Here is a 19,148-nt window from a genome sequence, read left to right as displayed (position 1 = left end):
GAACAACGCGTGCAAGAGTTAATCGAGTCGGTAGGACAACTTTCGGCTAAGCAAAGAAAGGCCCTGGCGGTTCTGCTCAAGCAGAAAGGCGTCAACCTCTTTGACATTGCCCCGGTTTTCAAGCGCACGGCCGAAGAGCCGCTGCTGCTGTCCTACGCTCAACAGCGCCAGTGGTTCCTCTGGCAATGGGCGCCGCACAGCGCCGCCTACAACATCCCGACGGCCCTGCGTTTGCAGGGGCCGCTGGATGTGGCCGCGCTGCAAAGCAGCATCCAGGCATTGATTGAACGACACGAAACCTTGCGCACGGTGTTCACCCAGGAAGCCGAGCAACCTTTGCAAGTGATCCTGCCCGCAGGACCCTTTGCCCTTGATACCCATCAATTGAGCCCTGCGCAGGCGAGCGCCCCGGATGAACCCATCCAGGCGTTCGTCCAGGCCCAGAGCCAGAAGACTTTCGATTTGCAGCACGGCCCGCTGTTGCGCGCAGCCCTGCTGCAAGTTACCCCCGATGACCACGTGTTGGTGCTGACCCTGCACCACATCGTCTCCGACGGCTGGTCGCTGCAAGTCATGATCGAGGAGCTGGTGCAGCTGTACGCCGGTTTCAACCTCGGCCACGCCGCCGGCTTGCCCGCCTTGCCGATTCAATACGCCGACTATGCCCTGTGGCAGCGGCAGTGGATGGAGGCCGGCGAGCAAGCGCGTCAGTTGGCTTACTGGCAACAAAAGCTCGGTGGTGAACAACCGGTGCTGGAGCTGCCCACCGACCGAGCGCGTTCGGTGGATCAAAGCTTTGCCGGTGCCAGCCACAATTTGATTCTCGACCCGGCACTGAGCAATGGCCTCAAGGCATTCGCCCGCCAGGAAAACGTCACGCTGTTCGTGGTGTTGCTGACGGCTTTCCAGGCGCTGTTGCACCGTTACAGCGGTCAGGCCGACATTCGCGTCGGCGTGCCGGTGGCCAACCGTGGCCGGGTGGAAATCGAGCGTCTGATCGGTTTCTTCGTCAACACCCAGGTGCTCAAGGCTGACGTCGATGGGCAAAGCCGTTTTGTCGATTTGCTGCGTCAGGTCAAGCTCACCGCGCAAGAAGCCCAGGCGCATCAGGATCTGCCGTTCGAGCAGTTGGTGGAAGCCCTGGAGCCGGGCCGCAGCCTGAGTCACAGTCCGTTGTTCCAGGTGATGTTCAACCACACCGCAGAACGTCGGGCGAGTGTGCACACTCGTCTGAACGGGTTGCACATCGAGCCGCTGCAATGGCAAAGCCAGACGGCGCAGTTCGACCTGGTGCTCAACACCACCGAGCAGGCCCATGGCATCGAAGCGGTGCTCAAATACGCCACTGACCTGTTCGATGCGGCCACCATTGAACGCCTGGCCGAGGATTGGTCTGAGCTGTTGCGGGCGATTGTCCAGGACCCGAGCCAGCGTATCGCCCAATTGCCGATGCTCGGCGCCGCCCGGCAGCAGCAATTGCTTGCGCAATGGAACCCGGCACGGGTTGCCCACCCGGTCAGCCAGTGTCTTCATCAAGCCATCGAGACGCAGGCCGAGCGTTATCCCGAGGCGGTCGCCGTGGTGTGTGGCGAACAGCGCCTGAGCTACGCCGAACTCAACCGTCGCGCCAACCAATGGGCGCATCACCTGATCGCGCGGGGCGTTGGCCCGGACGTGCGGGTAGGGGTGTCGGTCGAGCGTTCGCTGGACATGATCGTCGCCATCATCGCGGTGCTGAAGGCGGGTGGGGCCTATGTGCCGCTAGACCCGAGTTACCCGCACGATCGCTTGAGCTACATGATCGAAGACAGCGGCATCGAATTATTGCTGGCCCAGGGGCATCTGCTGGCGCAACTGCCGATCCCGCAGGGGCTCGACTGCCTCGACCTGAATCAGCCGCCGGAGCAGGACAACAGCAGCAACCCGGTCTGCCTGACCACGCCGGACAACCTGGCCTATGTCATTTACACCTCGGGCTCCACCGGCAAACCGAAAGGCGCCTTGCTGCCCCATAGCAATGTGATGCGCCTGTTCAGCGCCACCGACCACTGGTTCGGTTTCGGCCCTCATGACAGCTGGACGCTGTTCCATTCCTACGCCTTCGACTTTTCGGTCTGGGAAATTTTCGGTGCGCTGCTGCACGGCGGCAAACTGGTGGTTGTGCCCCACGACGTCAGCCGTTCCCCGGACGATTTCTACACCTTGCTCTGCGATGAACAGATCACCGTGTTGAACCAGACACCGTCGGCGTTCAAGCCGTTGGTGCAAGTGGCCAGCGCCTCGTCGCGCCACCACGCGCTGCGTTATGTGGTGTTCGGTGGCGAAGCCCTGGAAGTACAAAGCCTGCGCCCCTGGTTCGAGCGCTTCGGCGACCGCGCGCCGCGGCTGGTCAACATGTACGGCATTACCGAAACCACGGTGCACGTGACGTATCGCCCGTTGTCCCTGGCGGATTTGCAACAAAGCCACGCCAGCCCGATCGGCGAACCGATTGTCGACCTGTCTTGGTACTTGCTCGATGGCGCGCTGAGCTTGGTGCCCCAGGGCTGTATCGGCGAGTTGTACATTACCGGCGATGGCCTGGCCCGGGGTTACCTGAACCAGCCGGGCATGACCGCCACGCGTTTTGTGCCTGACCCGTTCAACCCGCAAAGCGGGGCGCGCCTGTACCGCACCGGCGACCTGGCGCGGCTGCGCGGCGACGGGGTGATCGAGTACATCGGTCGTATCGACCATCAAGTGAAGATCAGTGGTTTCCGCATCGAGTTGGGGGAAATCGAAACCCAACTGCTCAAGCACCCGGGCGTGCGCGAGGCGGTGGTGCTGGCGATCGAAGGGCTGAGCGGTCCTCAACTGGCGGCCTGGATCGTGCCGAACGAGGCGCTGCCGGATGATGCCCACGCCGCGCTGCGCGATGGGATCAAGGCGCACCTGCGCGAGACGTTGCCGGACTACATGGTGCCGTTCAACTGGGCGTTCCTGGAGCGTCTGCCGCTGACGGCCAACGGCAAGTTGGACCGCAAGCAATTGCCGCACCCGGACGTGATTCAGGTGCAGGAGGTTTACGCCGCGCCACGCAATGAGCTGGAACAACGTCTGGCCGAGATCTGGCAGGACGTGTTGAAGGTCGAGCGTGTCGGGCTCAACGACAACTTCTTCGAGCTGGGCGGTGACTCGATCATCTCGATTCAGGTGGTCAGCCGGGCGCGTCAGGCGGGAATCCGTTTTTCGCCCAAGGACATCTTCCAGCACCAGACCGTGCGGCGTCTGGCCACCGTCGCGCAACAGAGCGATGCGGTGCTGGCGATGCAAGGGGATGTCGTCGGCGAGGCCGTGCTGACACCGATCCAGCAGTACTTTTTCGGCACCGGGATTCCCCAGCGTCAACACTGGAACCAGTCGATCCTGCTGACCCCGGCCGAGCCGCTGAACGCGGCGCCGCTGGAACAGGCGCTGCTGCACCTGCAACGGCATCACGATGCCTTGCGCCTGCGCTACCGTGAAACCGCCGGTGCCTGGCGCCAGGTGCATGCCGCGGTCGATCAGCCCACCGCGTTGCTGCGCACGGTCACCCTGCACGACAGCGCCGCCTTGCCGGCGCTGTGCCTGGAGCTGCAACGCAGCCTGGACCTGAGCGACGGCCCGTTGATCCGCGCGGTGTTGGTGGACTTGCCGGATGCCAGCCAACGCCTGTTGCTGGTGATTCATCACCTGGTGGTCGATGGCGTGTCGTGGCGTATTTTGCTCGAAGACTTGCAAAGCGCTTACCAGCAGATCAGCGCCGGCCAGGCCTTGAAGCTACCGGCCAAGACCACCGCGTTCAAGGATTGGGGCGAACGCCTGCAAGGGTATGCCCGCAGTGCCACGCTGGAGGCCGAACTGGCTTACTGGCGCGAGCAGCTGGCCGCCGCCCCGGTCGATTTACCGCTGGACCGTCCCCACGGCCAGTTGCAAAACCGCTTCGAGCGCAGCGTCGACACTCGCCTTGATACCGAGCGCACCCGGCAATTGCTGCAACAGGCGCCGGCGGTCTATCGCACTCAGGTCAATGACCTGCTGCTGACCGCACTGGCTCAGGTCCTGTGTGCCTGGACCGCTTCCGACAGCGCCCTGGTGCAACTCGAAGGCCATGGTCGTGAAGACCTGTTCGACGACCTCGACCTCAGCCGCACCGTCGGCTGGTTTACCAGCATGTTCCCGGTGCGCCTCAAACCCCAGGCCAGTGTCGAAGCGTCGATCAAGGGCATCAAGGAACAACTGCGGGCGGTCCCGAACAAGGGCATCGGCTTCGGGCTGTTGCGTTACCTGGGCAGCGCCGAATCGCAAGCGGCCTTGCGCGATCTGGTGCAACCGAAGGTCACGTTCAACTATCTCGGCCAGTTCGACAACAACTTCGATGAGGCCGCGCTGTGGGTGCCGGCCACCGAAAACAAAGGCGCCGGGCAAGATGAACAGGCGCCGATGAGTAACTGGCTGACCATCGATGGCCGGGTTTACCAAGGGCAGTTGAGCCTGACCTGGACCTATAGCGGTGATGTCTTTGAAGAAAGCACCATCAATGCCCTGGCCCGTGCCTATGAAGTGGCGCTGGGCGAGTTGATCGATCATTGCCTGAACCACCCGAGCGGTGGTTTGACACCCTCCGACGTGCCGCTGGCCGGGTTGTCCCAGGCGCATCTGGACAGCCTGCCGATTGCCGCGCAGCGGATCGAGGACCTTTATCCGCTGGCGCCGATGCAGCAGGGGATTCTGTTCCACAGCCTGTACGACGCCGATGCCAGTGCCTACGTCTATCAGATGCTGCTGGATATCGACGGTCTGGACGTCCCGCGCTTCCAGCAATCCTGGCAGCGCGTGGTGGATCGCCATGAAGTGCTGCGGGCCGGTTTTATCTGGGGTAGCGATGGCCTCGATACGCCGTTGCAGGTGATCTATCGCCAGTTGACCCTGGAAATGCCGGAAGTGGATGTGCGCGGCGAACCGGATCAGGCCGCCGCCCTCGAAGCGCGGGCGCGGGCTGACCTGGAGCGCGGTTTCGATCTGCAGAACCCGCCGTTGCTGCGCTTGTGTCTGTTGCGCACCGCGGATGATCGGCACCGGTTGATCTTCACCTGCCACCACATCCTGATGGATGGCTGGAGCAACTCGCGGATGTTCGGCGAAGTGCTGCAGGATTACGCCGGTCAACCGGTGCCCAGTGCCCAGGGCCGTTACCGCGACTTCCTGGCCTGGCTGCAACGCCAGGACAAAGACGCGGCGCAAGCCTTCTGGCGCGGGCAACTGGCGCAGCTGAGCGAACCGACCCGGTTGGCGTGCGCCTGTCACGGGCAGACCGTGCCGGGGCCGGGCAAGGGCGTGCATCGCCTGACGTTCGACGCGGCATTCACGCAACGGCTGAACGGTTTCTCCCGTCAGCAACAAGTGACGCTCAACAGCCTGGTGCAAGCGGCGTGGCTACTGGTGTTGCAACGCTACACCGGTCAGGCCAGCGTCGCGTTCGGCGCCACGGTGTCTGGGCGTCCGGTGGATTTGCCGGGTATCGAGCAACAACTCGGGCTGTTCATCAACACCTTGCCGGTGATCGCCAGTCCGCAAGCCACCAGCAGCGTCCGCGACTGGGTGCGCAGCGTACAGGACAAGAACCTGCAGCTGCGCGACTACGAGCAGACGCCGTTGCAGGATATCCAGCGTCTGGCAGAACTCAATGGCGAAGCCTTGTTCGACACGTTGCTGGTGTTCGAAAACTACCCGGTCTCGGAAACCCTCGAGGCGAATCCGGGCGGCTTGGGTTTTGGCAGCCTGGAACACCGCGAGCAAACCAACTATGCCTTGACCCTGATCGCCGGTGCCGGCGAGGTCTTGAGCCTGGACTTCAACTACCTCACAGCACACTTCGCCGAGCGCAGCATTGTCGGCCTGGCGGGGCATCTGCAAGCCGTGCTGCTTCAGTTCCTCGAAGCGCCGCAGCGTCTGCTGGGTGAAATCGGCCTGTTGTCGTCCAGCGAACTGCACACCCTGGCGCAATGGAACGACCATCAAGCGCCATACCCGAGGCAGTCGCTGATTCATCACGGCTTCGAAGCCCAGGCGCAACGCCGGCCGCAGGCGCTGGCCTTGAGTCATGGCGGCGTGGCGCTGAGCTACGCCGAACTCAACCGCCAGGCCAACCAGTTGGCCCGGCGGCTGGTGCAGTTGGGCGTTGGCCCTGAAGTGCGCGTGGGCGTGGCGATGCCGCGCTCGGCGCAACTGGTGATTGCGCTGATGGCGGTGCTCAAGGCCGGTGGCACCTACGTGCCGCTGGACCCGGACTACCCGGCCGATCGCGTGGCGTACATGCTCGAGGACAGCCAGGCGAAAGTCCTGCTGACCCAGCAGGCGCTGCTCGCCCAATTGCCGTCTACCGAGGCCCATGTGGTGTTGGTGGAGGCGGGTGGCCTGGCGTTTGTTGACCTCGGCGCGGACAACCTGGAACCCCGGGGTGATTGCGCCAACCTCGCGTACGTGATCTACACCTCCGGTTCCACCGGCAAGCCCAAGGGCGTGGCCATCGCCCACCGTAATGTCCAGGCGCTGATTCACTGGTCCCTCGAGGTCTACAGCGATGAAGACCTGCAGGGCGTGCTGGCCTCGACATCGGTATGTTTCGACCTGTCGGTGTGGGAGATTTTCGTCACCCTGGCGCGCGGCGGCTCGATGATCGTCGCCCGCAATGCGCTGGAGCTGCCGGACCTGCCGGAGCGCGATCAGGTGCGCCTGATCAACACCGTGCCATCAGCCATCGCGGCGTTGCAGCGGACCGGGCAGATCCCGCCGGGTGTGCGGATCATCAACCTCGCCGGTGAACCGCTTAAGCAGACCCTCGTCGACAGCCTGTACCGCGACACGTCGGTGCAGCACGTCTACGACCTGTACGGGCCGTCCGAAGACACCACCTATTCGACCTGGACCCGTCGCGACGCCGGCGGTTTGGCCAACATTGGCCGGCCGCTGGTCAACACCACGGCGTACTTGCTCGACGCGCAACTGCAGGCGGCGCCCATCGGCGTGGCGGCCGAACTGTACCTGGCTGGCGACGGCATCACCCGGGGCTACCTGTTCCGTCCAGGCCTGACCGCCGAACGATTCGTGCCTGACCCGTTGGCGAGCAACGGCGAGCGCATGTACCGCACCGGCGACCTGACTCGCTTGCAGGACGGTGGCGTGATCGAATACGTCGGACGCATCGACCATCAGGTCAAGGTCCGTGGTTTTCGCATCGAGCTGGGGGAAATCGAAACCCGAATGCTGGCTCATGCCAGCGTGCGTGAAGGCGTGGTACTGGCGGTGGAGGGCAACAATGGCCAGCAACTGGTGGCCTACGTGGTGCCCGTGCAGACCGACCTGAGCCTGCAGGAGCAAGACGAACTGAGCGAGGCCCTGAAAGCCGCGCTCAAGGCGCACTTGCCCGAGTACATGGTGCCGGCGCAGTGGCTGTTCCTCGACCAGTTGCCGCTGACTCCAAACGGCAAACTCGACCGCAAGGCCTTGCCGGCCCCGGACGCCAACCCCCTGTCGCGCGATTACGTGGCACCGCGCACGGCGCTGGAACAGCAATTGGTGCAGATCTGGCAAGACATCCTGAAAATCGACCGGGTCGGGGTGGGCGACAACTTCTTTAGCCTGGGCGGCGATTCGATCATTTCCATCCAGGTGGTCAGCCGTGCGCGCCAGGCGGGCATTCGCTTCACGCCCAAAGACCTGTTCCAGCAGCAGACCGTGGAGGGGCTGGCGACCGTGGTGTCCTTCGATCCGGCGCTGCTGTCGGCCGAACAAGGCGCCGTGATGGGCAGCACGCCGTTGCTGCCGTTGCAGCAATGGTATTTGCAGACCCCGCAAACACAGCGTCCGCGCCATTGCTCGATACGGCTTGAACCGCAGGTGCCGCTGACTCTGGCGTTGCTCGAACAGGCAATGCAAGCGTTGGTGGGTCAGCACGACAGCCTGCGCCTGGCGTTCGCCGACGGCGTTGCCCGTTATCAAGAGCCAGGTGCCGCGCGGGTGCGACAACAGCGGGTGAGCGATCTTGCGCAACTGCAACGCCTCGCTGAACAGGCGCAAGCGGAGCTGGATCCGGCACACGGCCCGCTGTTGAGCGCGGTGCTCTTCGAGCTGCCGCAGGGTCAACAACGCGTACTGGTGGTCGCTCATTGGCTGGCGGTGGACAACGCATCATGGTCGCTGCTGTTGCAGGACTTGCAGCGTGTTTGCCGGCAACTGCTGGCCGGTGACCGCGTGACGTTCCCGGTCAAGACCACCTCGTTCCAGCGCTGGAGCGAGCAACTGCTGGAGTTTGGCCGCAGCGATGCGTTGCTGACGCAAGTGCCGTTCTGGCAAGCGCAGCACAGCGGCGATGCCATGCTGTTGCCGCTGGATTCGCCGCAAGGTCAATCCACCGCGGCGACGCGGGTCACTGCGCTCGATCCAGCCGCCACCCAGCAACTGCTTACCCAAGCCCCAGACGCTTACCGCACCGGGCGCAATGAACTGCTGCTGGCCGCACTGACGCGGGTTATCTCGCGCTGGAGTGGTCAGCCGACGGTTGTCTTCGAGCTTGAGGCCGACGGGCGTCAGGCGTTGGGCGAGGCGCTGGACCTGAGCCGCACCGTCGGTGCTTTCCGTCATCGCTACCCGGTACGCTTGACGGCCGACGCGCTGATGGCGGACTCGATCAAACAGATCAAGGAACAACTGCGGGCGGTGCCGGATCAGGGCATTGGCCATGGCTTGTTGCAGGATCACCTGCATGGGCCGGTGCCTTGTATCGGTTTCACCTTCCACGACACCCTCGACTGGGTGGGCGATGGCGTGTTGGTGGCGGACGATGACGCCTTCGAGCACCTGTCGGCGCCTTCCAGCCAGTGCCTGAGCCTCGATGCACAGTTGCACAACGGTGCGTTGCAGCTGCGCTGGTCGTTCAACCCGCAGCAGTTCAATGCCTCGACCCTCCAGCGCCTGGCGCACGAGTATGTGCAGGAACTGCGTGCATTGACCGAGCACTGCTGCCAGCCGGATAGCCGTGGCCTGACACCATCGGACTTCCCGCTGGCGGGCCTCGATCAGGCCCAGCTCGACGCGCTGCCGGTGACGGCGGCGGACATCGAAGACATCTATCCGTTGTCGCCGATGCAGGAAGGCATGTTGTTCCACACCCTGTCCGACAACGGCAGTAGCCTGTACATGCAACAGGTCAGCCTGCCGGTCAAAGGGCTGGACGTGGAGCGCTTCCGTGGCGCCTGGGAATTCATCATCGAGCGCCAGGCCATTCTGCGCACCAGTTTCCACTGGCAGGACGGCTTGGCCAAACCGTTGCAGATCGTCCATTACCATGCGCCGTTGCAAATGGCAGTGCTCGACTGGCGTGATCGGGAGGTCAGCGAAGCGCAGATCGCCGAGTTCGCCACCGTGGACCGTGCGAACGCATTTGACTTGTCGAAGGCATGTCTTCAGCGGGTAACGTTGCTGCGCCTGAGTGACGAGCAGTTCCAGATGATCTGGACCAGCCACCACATTCTGATGGACGGCTGGAGCAGTTCGCGGCTGTTCGGTGAGGTGTTGCAGTACTACTCCAAAGGTCAGGTCAGTGGAGAGAACGGGCGTTACCGCGACTTCATCGGCTGGCTGCAAGCCCAGGACCAGGATGCCCAGGAGGTGTTCTGGAAAGCCCGCCTGGCGCCGGTCAACGAACCGACGGCGCTGAGCCAGGCGATGCACCCGCGCTTCTCGGCCGATGTGTCCGGGCACGATGCGATTTATTCGAACTGGAACACGTCGCAGACCGCGCGCTTGCAACAGTTCTGCCGCGACCTGCGGATCACCCCCAACACCTTGATCCAGGGCGCGTGGCTGTTGCTGTTGCAGCGCTACACCGGCCAGCGCACGGTCACCTTCGGCGCCACGGTGTCCGGGCGTCCCGAGAGCCTGCCGAATGTCGGCAACATGCTTGGGCTGTTCATCAACACCTTACCGATCATCCAGACCCCGGAACCGGATCAGCGCCTGGCCGACTGGCTCAACCAGGTCCAGGCCTGCAACCTGGACATTCGCGATTATTCCCAGGTCCCGCTGGCTGATGTGCAGCGTTGGTCCAACCTGGGCGGCCAGGGCTTGTTCGACAGCATCATCGTGTTTGAGAACTTCCCGATCGATGACCGCTTGCAAGAGGAAAACGACACGGAGCTGACCTTCGGAAAATCCATCGGCCATGGTGTGACCAACGTGCCGATGGACCTGGCGGTGATGCTCGGCGACGAGTTGTCCATCGAGTACCTGTACCTGCGCAGCCACTTCAGCGCCGAGGCCGTGGAAGGCATTCGCCTGACAATGGAAAACACCCTTGAGGCGATGATGAGCGCGCCTTACGAACGCCTGGGTAACTTGCAGCGTTTGTCCTGCGAGCAGTGGCACGCGATGCAGGCCTGGAGCGCAGAACCGGCCGCTGATCATCAGGCGACGCTGTTGCCGCAACTGATCAGCCAGCATGCGCTGCACCAGCCCGAGGCGATCGCGCTGCAATGTGCCGGGTTGAGCCTCAGCTATGGCGAACTCGAACAGCGGGCCAATCGTCTGGCGCATTGCCTGATCGAACACGGCGCCGGCCCGGAAGTGGTCATCGGCGTGGCACTGCCGCGATCCCTGGAAATGGTGGTCAGCTTCCTCGCGGTGCTCAAGAGCGGGGCGGCCTATGTGCCACTGGACATCGATTATCCGCCGGAGCGCCTGGCGTTCATGATCGAAGATTCGCGGATGGCGCTGCTGTTGACTCAAAGCAGCCTGCGCGGCACGTTGCCGGCCGCCGAAGGCCTGCTGCGCCTGGAAATCGATCACCTCGACGAAACCCGTTACACCGATGCGGCCCCTGTTTGCCGCGTCCAGGAGCAGGGGTTGGCCTATCTGGTCTACACCTCCGGTTCCACCGGTCGGCCAAAAGGCGTCGCGGTGACCCAGGGTCCGTTGAGCATGCATTGCCAGGCGATCGCCAAGCTGTATGAAATGGACACCGACAGTTGCGAATTGCACTTCATGTCCTTCGCCTTCGACGGTGCCCATGAACGCTGGTTGAGTACGCTTTACAGCGGTGGTCGCCTGGTGATTCGTGACGGTTGCCTGTGGACCCCCGAACAGACTTATCAGGCCCTGCACGAGTACGGTGTGACGATTGCCTGCTTCCCGCCGGCCTACCTCAAGCAACTGGCCGAATACGCCGCCGCCAGTGGCATCGCGCCACCGCCCGTGCGCATCTACTGCTTCGGTGGCGACGCGGTGCCGGATCAGACGTTCGAACAAGTGAAGGCGGCGCTGCGCCCCGAGTACTTCACCAACGGTTATGGCCCGACGGAAACGGTGGTCACGCCGATGCTGTGGAAAGTGCCGGTAAGCCAGCGCTGTGAAGCGGCTTATGCACCGATTGGCCGAGCCGTGGGTGGTCGCTCGCTGTATGTGCTGGACGAAGACCTGAATCCGCTGCCGCCCGGTTTTTCCGGCGAGTTGTACATTGGCGGCTACGGTATCGCCCGTGGTTATCACCATCGGCCGGACCTGACCGGGGAGCGCTTCGTGCCCAACCCGTTCGCGGCCGGCGAGCGGCTCTACCGCTCCGGCGACCTGGTGCGTCTGCGGCCTGACGGCGTGCTCGACTACGTCGGGCGTATCGACCATCAAGTCAAGGTGCGCGGGTTCCGTATCGAGCTGGGTGAAGTCGAGGCCAGCTTGCGGCTACTCGAGCAGGTCAGCGATGCGCTGGTCATCGCCCGGGACAATGCCAGTGGCAAGCAGTTGATCGGTTACGTCGTCACCCCTGACGGACAGGACCTGGGCGATGCGCTCAAGGCCGGTCTGCGGGCGACGCTGCCGGAGTACATGGTGCCGGCGCAGATTGTCTGCCTCGACGCTTTCCCGGTCACGCCCAACGGCAAACTGGACCGCAAGGCACTGCCAGAGCCGGAGTTCAAAAGCGAAGACTATGTCGCGCCGCGCAATCAACAGGAGCAACTGCTGGCCGAGATCTGGGCCCAGGTGCTGCAGGTGGAGCAGGTCGGTATCAGCGACAACTTCTTTGAACTGGGCGGTGATTCGATTCTCAGCCTGCAAGTGATTTCCCGGGTGCGCAACCACCCGACGTTGAAGATGGACCTGAAGCTGCGCGACCTGATGCGTCTGCAAACCATCGCCGGGATTGTCGAGCAGGACGGGGCGAAACCGGCCACGCAACAGCTGTCGGAGGACATCACCCATGTGGCCAGCGAAGGCCTGTTCAACCTGTTGCCGATCCAGGAGTGGTTCTTCGCCGAAGGCATGTCCGAGGCGCACCACTACAACCAGTCGCTGTTGTTGAGTGCGCGTCAGGCGTTGGACCTGGATGCACTGGAACACGCCTTGGGCTGGATCGAAAAACACCACGATTCGCTGCGCCTGCGCTTCTGCCAGGAAGGCGGGCGCTGGTTGCAGCGATACGCGGCGCCGACCGATCAACGCGAGCCGCTGCTGTGGCGGCGCGAGGCGCAGGACAGCGAGCAGGTTGAAGCCCTGGCGAACCTGACCCAGCGCAGCCTTAAACTCGATGACGGCCCGGCCTGGCGCGCGGTGCACATCGCGTTGCCGGACGGCCAGGCACGGCTGTTGATGGTCATTCACCATTTGGTGGTCGATACGGTGTCCTGGCGGATTCTGCTCGACGATCTGAAAGTGGCGTACGAGGCTTGCGTCATGGGCCTTGAACCCCAGTTGCCGATTCGCACCAGCAGCTATCGAGCATTTGCCGAGGCCTTGCAGGCGCAGGCACCGGTGATTGCCGAGCAAGAACTCGGGTATTGGCTGGAGCAACTCGATCAGCCAGGCGTGGATCTGCCGTGCGACAACCTGCGAGGCAAGAACCAGGTGCGGCAGCAGGCGCAGGCGCGGCTCAAGTTGTCCCGCGAGCACACCGAACAGTTGCTCAAGCAGGCCCCGGCGGTCTATCGCACGCAGATCAACGATTTGCTGCTGACCGCACTCAGCCGTGCATTGTGCCGCTGGAGCGAACAGTCATCGGCGCTGATTCTGCTGGAAGGGCACGGTCGCGAAGACCTGTTCGAGCGCATCGATCTGAGCCGCAGCCTGGGCTGGTTCACCAGCATGTTCCCGGTGCGCCTGAACCCGAGCGAGGACATCGGTGCGTCGATCATCAATGTGCAGGCGCAACTGGCCGCGGTGCCGGGCAAGGGCATTGGTTATGGCGTGTTGCGTCATCTCGCCGGTTCGCAACTGGCCACCCAGTTGGCCGGGCTGCCGCAGGCCCGCGTGACGTTCAACTACCTGGGGCAGTTTGATCAGAGCTTCGATGAACAGGCGCTGCTGGTGCCGGCACTGGAGGAAACCGGCGACAACTACAGCCTCAAGGCGAACCTGGGCAACTGGCTGGAAATCGTCGGCCAGGTCTATGACGGTCAGTTGGCATTGCGCTGCATCTACAGCACCCAGCGCTACCGGGCACAGACCATGGACGGCTTCATGCAGGGCTATCAGCACGAGCTGGAAGCGTTGATCGAGCATTGCATGGCGCGGGTCAATTGATCGGTCGTCAGCCGGCAATCTTGTGGGAGCAGGCTCGCTCCCACCGTTTTTCTATTTTGTGGGTACGAGGATTTTATCGATGGCGTTACACCCTGATCTGGAAGCCTTCCTCGACCTGGCGCAAGACAGCCAGGACGCGGGCTTGCCGGCCATGCATCAACTGACCCCGGCCCAGGCCCGGGACACCTTCGAACAAACCACCGCGCAGTTGCGCTGGCCCGCGCCCCAGGACCTTGAGGTGCTGGAGGTCAACACGCCGGCCCGCGATGGCGCACCTCTGGCTTTGCGTTTGTATCGGCCCAACGGTGCGCCGGCGTCGATGCCGGTGTTGGTGTACTTTCACGGCGGCGGGTTTGTGGTTGGCAGCCTGGACTCCCATGATGGCGTCTGCCGCGAGTTTTGCCGGCGCACGCCGTGTGCCGTGCTCTCGGTGGGGTATCGCCTGGCGCCGGAACACCGCTTCCCGACGGCGCTGGAGGATGGCGAGGACGCTTTATCGTGGTTGGCCGAGCACGCGCTCGCACTGGGTCTGAATGTCAGTCGCGTAGCGTTTGGCGGCGACAGCGCCGGGGCGACACTGGCCACAGTGCTGGCGTTGCAGGCGGTGGTCCAGCCGCACACCGTGGCCATCGCGCCGAAAGCCCAATTGCTGTGTTACCCGGTCACCGATGCCTCGCGCACCCGTGATTCGCGGGCCTTGTTCAGCGAAGGTTATTTGCTGGAGGACGAGACGCTGGACTGGTTCTACCAGCACTACGCCCGCACGCCGGCAGACTACCTGGACTGGCGCTTCTCGCCGCTGCTGGCCGAGGATGTGCGCGGTGTGGCGCCGGCAATTGTGCTGCTGGCCGGCTTCGATCCGTTGCTGGACGAAGGCCAGGCGTATGTCGACAAACTGCGTGAGCAGGGCGTCAGTGTAGAGCTCGAACATTGCCCCGGTCTGACCCATGACTTGCTGCGCATGGCCTCGGTGATGCCGGATGTCCTGGCCGTGCACGAAACCTTGAGCCGTGCGCTGAGCCGGCATTTGCAGTAAACCGGAATTAACACCGCTCCCGGTGGGCTTGCTCGCGATAAGAGGGGGTATCAGGCGACATCAATATCGGCTGGAACACCGCTTTGGCGAGCAAACCGGCCCCCTCATAAACGCTAAAAGCAGCGTTGGGTGGGTTCCAAGACACAGGCATAAAAAAACGCCCCGCAATGCGGGGCGTTTTTTATGGGGGGTATCAGAAGTCGGCTTTGACCGACATCACGAAGTTGCGCGGATCGCCATAGAAGTTACCGAAGCCTTCGGTACCGATGGTGGAGTAGTAGCGCTTGTCAAACAGGTTGTTGCCGTTGAGTGCCACCGACCAGGTGTCATCGATGCGGTAGCCGATGCGACCGTTCCAGACGGCATAGCCGGACTGAGTGATCTTTTTGCCGCTGGTAGGCGAGGTGCGGTAGTTATCGCTCTGGGCGTTGACGCCGGCGCCAATCGTTACACGATCCAGCGGACCGCTCAGGCTGTAGTCACCCCATACGCGCAGCAGGTGGCGCGGCACATACGAGTTGTATGACAGGCCGTCCTGGCTGGCATCGGCGTCTTCCAGCACCTTGGTCTGGGTGTAGGTGTAGCCGGCCAGCAGTTGCAGGCGATCAATGACTTCACCGCTGACTTCCGCTTCGAAGCCCTGGGCGCGGACCTTGCCGGAGTTCATGGAGCAGCTGCCGTCTTCGCACGCCGGGTCGTCCTGGGCGGCGTCTTTCTGGATCGTGCGGAACAGGTTGAAGGAACTGTTGAGGCGACCGTCGTACCAGGCGCCCTTGATCCCCAGTTCATAGCTCTGGCCAATCAACGGCTTGAGGGTGCTGCCGTTGAGGGTCTTGTAGCCGCCCTGCGGGGTGAAGATGTCCGAGTAGCTGGCGTAGGCCGTCAGGTTGTCGTTGATGTCGAACAGTAACCCGGCAAACGGTGTGACTTGTCCGGTTTCAGTCGCCTTGGTGTTGACGGGCGTGCCTTCACCGCGGAAGAACTGAACGGAGTCGGTTTCGGATTTGTACCAGCTCACGCGGCTGCCCAATACGAAGGTCAGCGGTTCGGCGAGCTTCAGGCGAGCGGTGGAGTAGACGCCATATTGCTCGATGCGCATGTCCACCGGACCACCGCGGGACGCATTCGCCAGGTAATAGCTATCGTCGGGTTTCGGGAGGTGGTGATCAGGGTTCAGGACGTTCTGGCGCTGGGGCAGGGCGGCCACGGCGTAGAAGTCGTCCTTGTGGGAACGGCTGGCGTTGGCGCCGACGGTCAGTTCGTGCTCCAGGCCGAACGCCTCGAATTTGCCGTCTACGTAGGTATCGAAACCGTAGTCGACCTGATCGTAGTCGTACGTGCTGCCCAGCATCAGAGTGTTGGAGCTGGTGGCGCCGACCGGCACCGAACCGCTCGGGAACGCATATTCCATGTCCTGGGTGTTGCGCGAGTAGACCCCGGCCACTTTCAGTGCCCAGTCGTCGTTGAAGCGGTGGGTCAGGTCGCCGAAGTAGGTGGCTCGCTTGCTGCGCTGGTTGTTCCAGGCGGTGTTCAGGCAAGTGGAACGCTTGAGGTGCAGGTCGCTGCCATCGGCGTAGCGCGGCAGACCGCCCCAGCACGGGGTGGCATCGACGTCTTCATATGAGATGCCCAGGCCCAGCGTGGTGTCGGGGCTGAGGTCGAAGTCCAGGGCGCCGTAGTAGATTTGATCCTTGCGGCTGGCGACGTCGTAGAAGTACTGGCGCGTCTGCTGGGTGACCACGGCGCGTCCACGGATGGTGCCGGAGTCATTCAGCGGGCCGCCGGTGTCAACCTGGGCGCGATAGTTGTCCCAGGTGCCCGCGGACAATTGCAGTTGAGTGTGCGGGGTATCCTGGCCGCGCTTGCGCACGAAATTGACGCCACCCGCTGTGCCACCGGCCCCTTTCATCATCCCGGCCGCGCCGCGCAGCACTTCGACGCGGTCGTAAATGGCCATGTCGCTGTTGAAGCTGTCGGCCTGCACATAGCTGCTGCCGATGTCCAGAGGCACGCCGTCGTATTGGTACTGGCCGGTCATGCGGAAACCGCGGGAATAGAAATACTTGCCGCCCATCGGCGAGTCGTAGACGGTGATGCCCGGGGTCTTTTCCATGACCTGTTCGATGGTGTTCAGGTTCTGGTCATCGAGCATCTTGCGGGTCATCACCGTGACCGATTGCGGGGTTTCCTTGAGGGAGTGTTCACCCTTGCCGATGGTCACCGCACCCGTGGTGTAGGAGTTGCTGCCCTCGGTGGTGGCTGCCAGTTGCTGACCGGTGACGCTGGTCGGCGCCAGTTCCATCGCGTTGCCGGTTGCGGGTGCCAGCAAGGTCACGGAGTTACCATCGCGCTGGTGACGCAGGCCGGTGCCCTTGAGCAACGCACTGAGCGAATCATCGTCGTTATAACGACCGTTGAGTGCGCTGGAACGCAGGCCCTGGATGCTTTCAGGGCTGTAGATGATTTGCAGGCTGGTCTGCTGACCCAGCACTTGCAGGGCCTGGGCCAACGGCTGGGCCGGGATGTTCAAGGTCCATTCCTGGGCCTGAACATACGGCGTCATGGCCATGGACATCGCCAGGCCGAGGCCGGTGCTGGCCAGTCGGGAGCGCGTTGCGCCTTGCAGCAGCAAGGCTCGGGTCAGAGGGCGGAGCATGAAACGGGATGCGGACATGAGGTTAAGACCTTGGCAGGTATAGTTGTTAATGGTTCTTATTCATCTCATTAAGACGAGGACGCCGCGGTAAACCGGAAAACTATTTTTCCGGTTGATCCGCGGCGTCTTCAATCAAGCAGGTTGCAGTTCGCTTTTGACCTTGCCAGCCTCCATGCGTACGAGTTGATCGGCGACGTCGAAGTAGCGGTCATCGTGGGAAATCACGATGATGGTCTTGCCCAGTCGCTTGAGGTCGGGCAGCAACTCGGTGTAGAAAATCCGTCGGAACGTCGGGTCCTGATCGGCCGCCCATTCATCGAACACCAGCACCGGACGCTCCTCGAGCCAGGCATTGACCAGCGCCAGGCGCTTGCGTTGCCCGGTGGACAGGTCGGTGGTGCTGAAGGCGCCGTCGCGGACGCTGACCTTGTGCGCGATCTCCAGGCGTTCGAGGTAGCGCGTGGCATCCTGCGGCACTTGTTGATCGCCCTGGATCAGGTCGTCGAACAGGTAGTAGTCGGCAAACACCGTGGTGAAGTTCTGTCGGTAATCGTCACGGTTCAACGCCGTGATCGGCTGGTCGTTGACGCGGATCTCACCCTCGGTCGGCGCATACAGGCCCAGCAGCAGTTTGATCAGGGTGGTCTTGCCGCAGCCGTTCTCGCCGACGATGAAGACGATATCGCCTTGTTCGATTCGCAGATTCACCGGGCCGAGACGGAACGGTTCGCTGCCTTCCACGGCAGGGAAGGCGTAGCGCACGTTGCTTAACTCCAGGCTGTTCACCGGCCCGGCCTTGCGGCCCTGGTCTTGCAGCAGCAGGTGCGGCTCTGGCGAGGAAAACTGCTCGCTCAGCTCGGCAATCCGGCGGAAGGCAATCTGCGCCCGGCTGATGATCGGCAGGGTGCTGACCAAGTGCTCCAGTGGCCCTTTCATGTACAGCAGCACCAGCACAAAACCGCTCATTACCGCTTTGTCGGAACTCGGCCAGAACGATTGAAGGGCCAGCGCGAGGCCGATCACCACGAAGAACAGCATCGAGCCGAACGACTTGGCGATCACGAACGTATTGATCGACTTGATCTGGGTGTCGCAGATTTTTTCCGAGGTTTTCTGGATACCGGCCACGAACATGCGCTGGCGCCGCGGGCGATGGATACGCAGTTCCTTGGCGCCTTCGGCAATCGCGTTGTAATGCTTTTGCAGTTCATCCTCGGAGTCCCGCGCGGCATAAAAACCGCGCATGCCCTTGGCCCGGGCAATCGCCTGGATCGTGGTGCCGATGGCAATCGCCACCAGCATCATCAGGAACATCGGCCAGGACAGCATGGCCAGATAGCCGAGACAACCGAAGGTTACGGTCAGTGAAATGGCCAGCGGTGCGAACGCGAAGGCGAAGTCGCTGATGGTGTCCACGTCATGGGTCAGCACCGGAATCAAGCGGTGGCTGCGGTAGCGCTCGATCTGGTCGATCGGCGCCGACAGCACTTTCTCCCCCAGTTCCTTGCGCAGCCTGGCAATGATGTGTTGGCCGACATAGTTGGTGCCGATGTCGGACAGGATCTGGGTCAGCAACGCCACGACGCACAGGCCGGCGAAGATCATGACCACGGTGCGGGTCAGGCCGTCGGCAGAGTGCAGGGCGTTGTTGATGGTCGCCAGCAACACGGTGACGCTCAGGCCTCCGATCATGCCGAGCACGATGGACACAGAGACGATCAGGCGGAAGGGCTTGAGCAGGGCGAACAATTCGTTGATCGCCCCACGCGTTGGCTTGGTCATGGAGGATTCCTGCTTCGATGCGGAGGGAGTGCCGGTACTTGGAAAAACGAACGATTGCGCTGTTTCTTTAAACGACCGCAGACAAGG

Annotated in this window: 4 protein-coding genes; 2 read left to right on the top strand and 2 right to left on the bottom strand. The window is 62.8% G+C overall.

What is annotated here, in order from left to right; all coding sequences use genetic code 11:
• Positions 1 to 9 precede the first annotated feature (9 nt).
• Both ACY4LX_RS23680 and ACY4LX_RS23675 read left to right on the top strand, forming a co-directional pair.
• Positions 10 to 13,587: a non-ribosomal peptide synthase/polyketide synthase gene (locus ACY4LX_RS23680; RefSeq protein WP_463258009.1), complete on the top strand. Its 13,578-nt coding sequence runs from the start codon at positions 10 to 12 to the stop codon at positions 13,585 to 13,587.
• A 79-nt stretch (positions 13,588 to 13,666) separates the two neighbouring features.
• Entirely contained in the window at positions 13,667 to 14,623 is a 957-nt protein-coding gene (locus ACY4LX_RS23675) for an alpha/beta hydrolase (protein ID WP_463258008.1), read from the top strand.
• Between the two features lie 193 nt (positions 14,624 to 14,816).
• Here the strand turns inward: ACY4LX_RS23675 and ACY4LX_RS23670 are convergent, their stop codons facing one another.
• Both ACY4LX_RS23670 and ACY4LX_RS23665 read right to left on the bottom strand, forming a co-directional pair.
• The gene (locus ACY4LX_RS23670) at positions 14,817 to 17,297 is read right to left on the bottom strand and encodes a TonB-dependent siderophore receptor (protein ID WP_463258007.1); all 2,481 of its coding nucleotides are present in this window, start codon (positions 17,295 to 17,297) and stop codon (positions 14,817 to 14,819) included.
• A gap of 114 nt (positions 17,298 to 17,411) precedes the next feature.
• Positions 17,412 to 19,061 (bottom strand): cyclic peptide export ABC transporter, encoded by a 1,650-nt coding sequence (locus tag ACY4LX_RS23665; protein ID WP_463258006.1) that lies wholly within the window; start codon positions 19,059 to 19,061, stop codon positions 17,412 to 17,414.
• Positions 19,062 to 19,148 lie beyond the last annotated feature (87 nt).

It is taken from the genome of Pseudomonas sp. Emmai (assembly GCF_055179735.1).
Note: the sequence above shows the minus strand (reverse complement) of the source record. Positions and strands in the feature narration are given on the sequence as shown.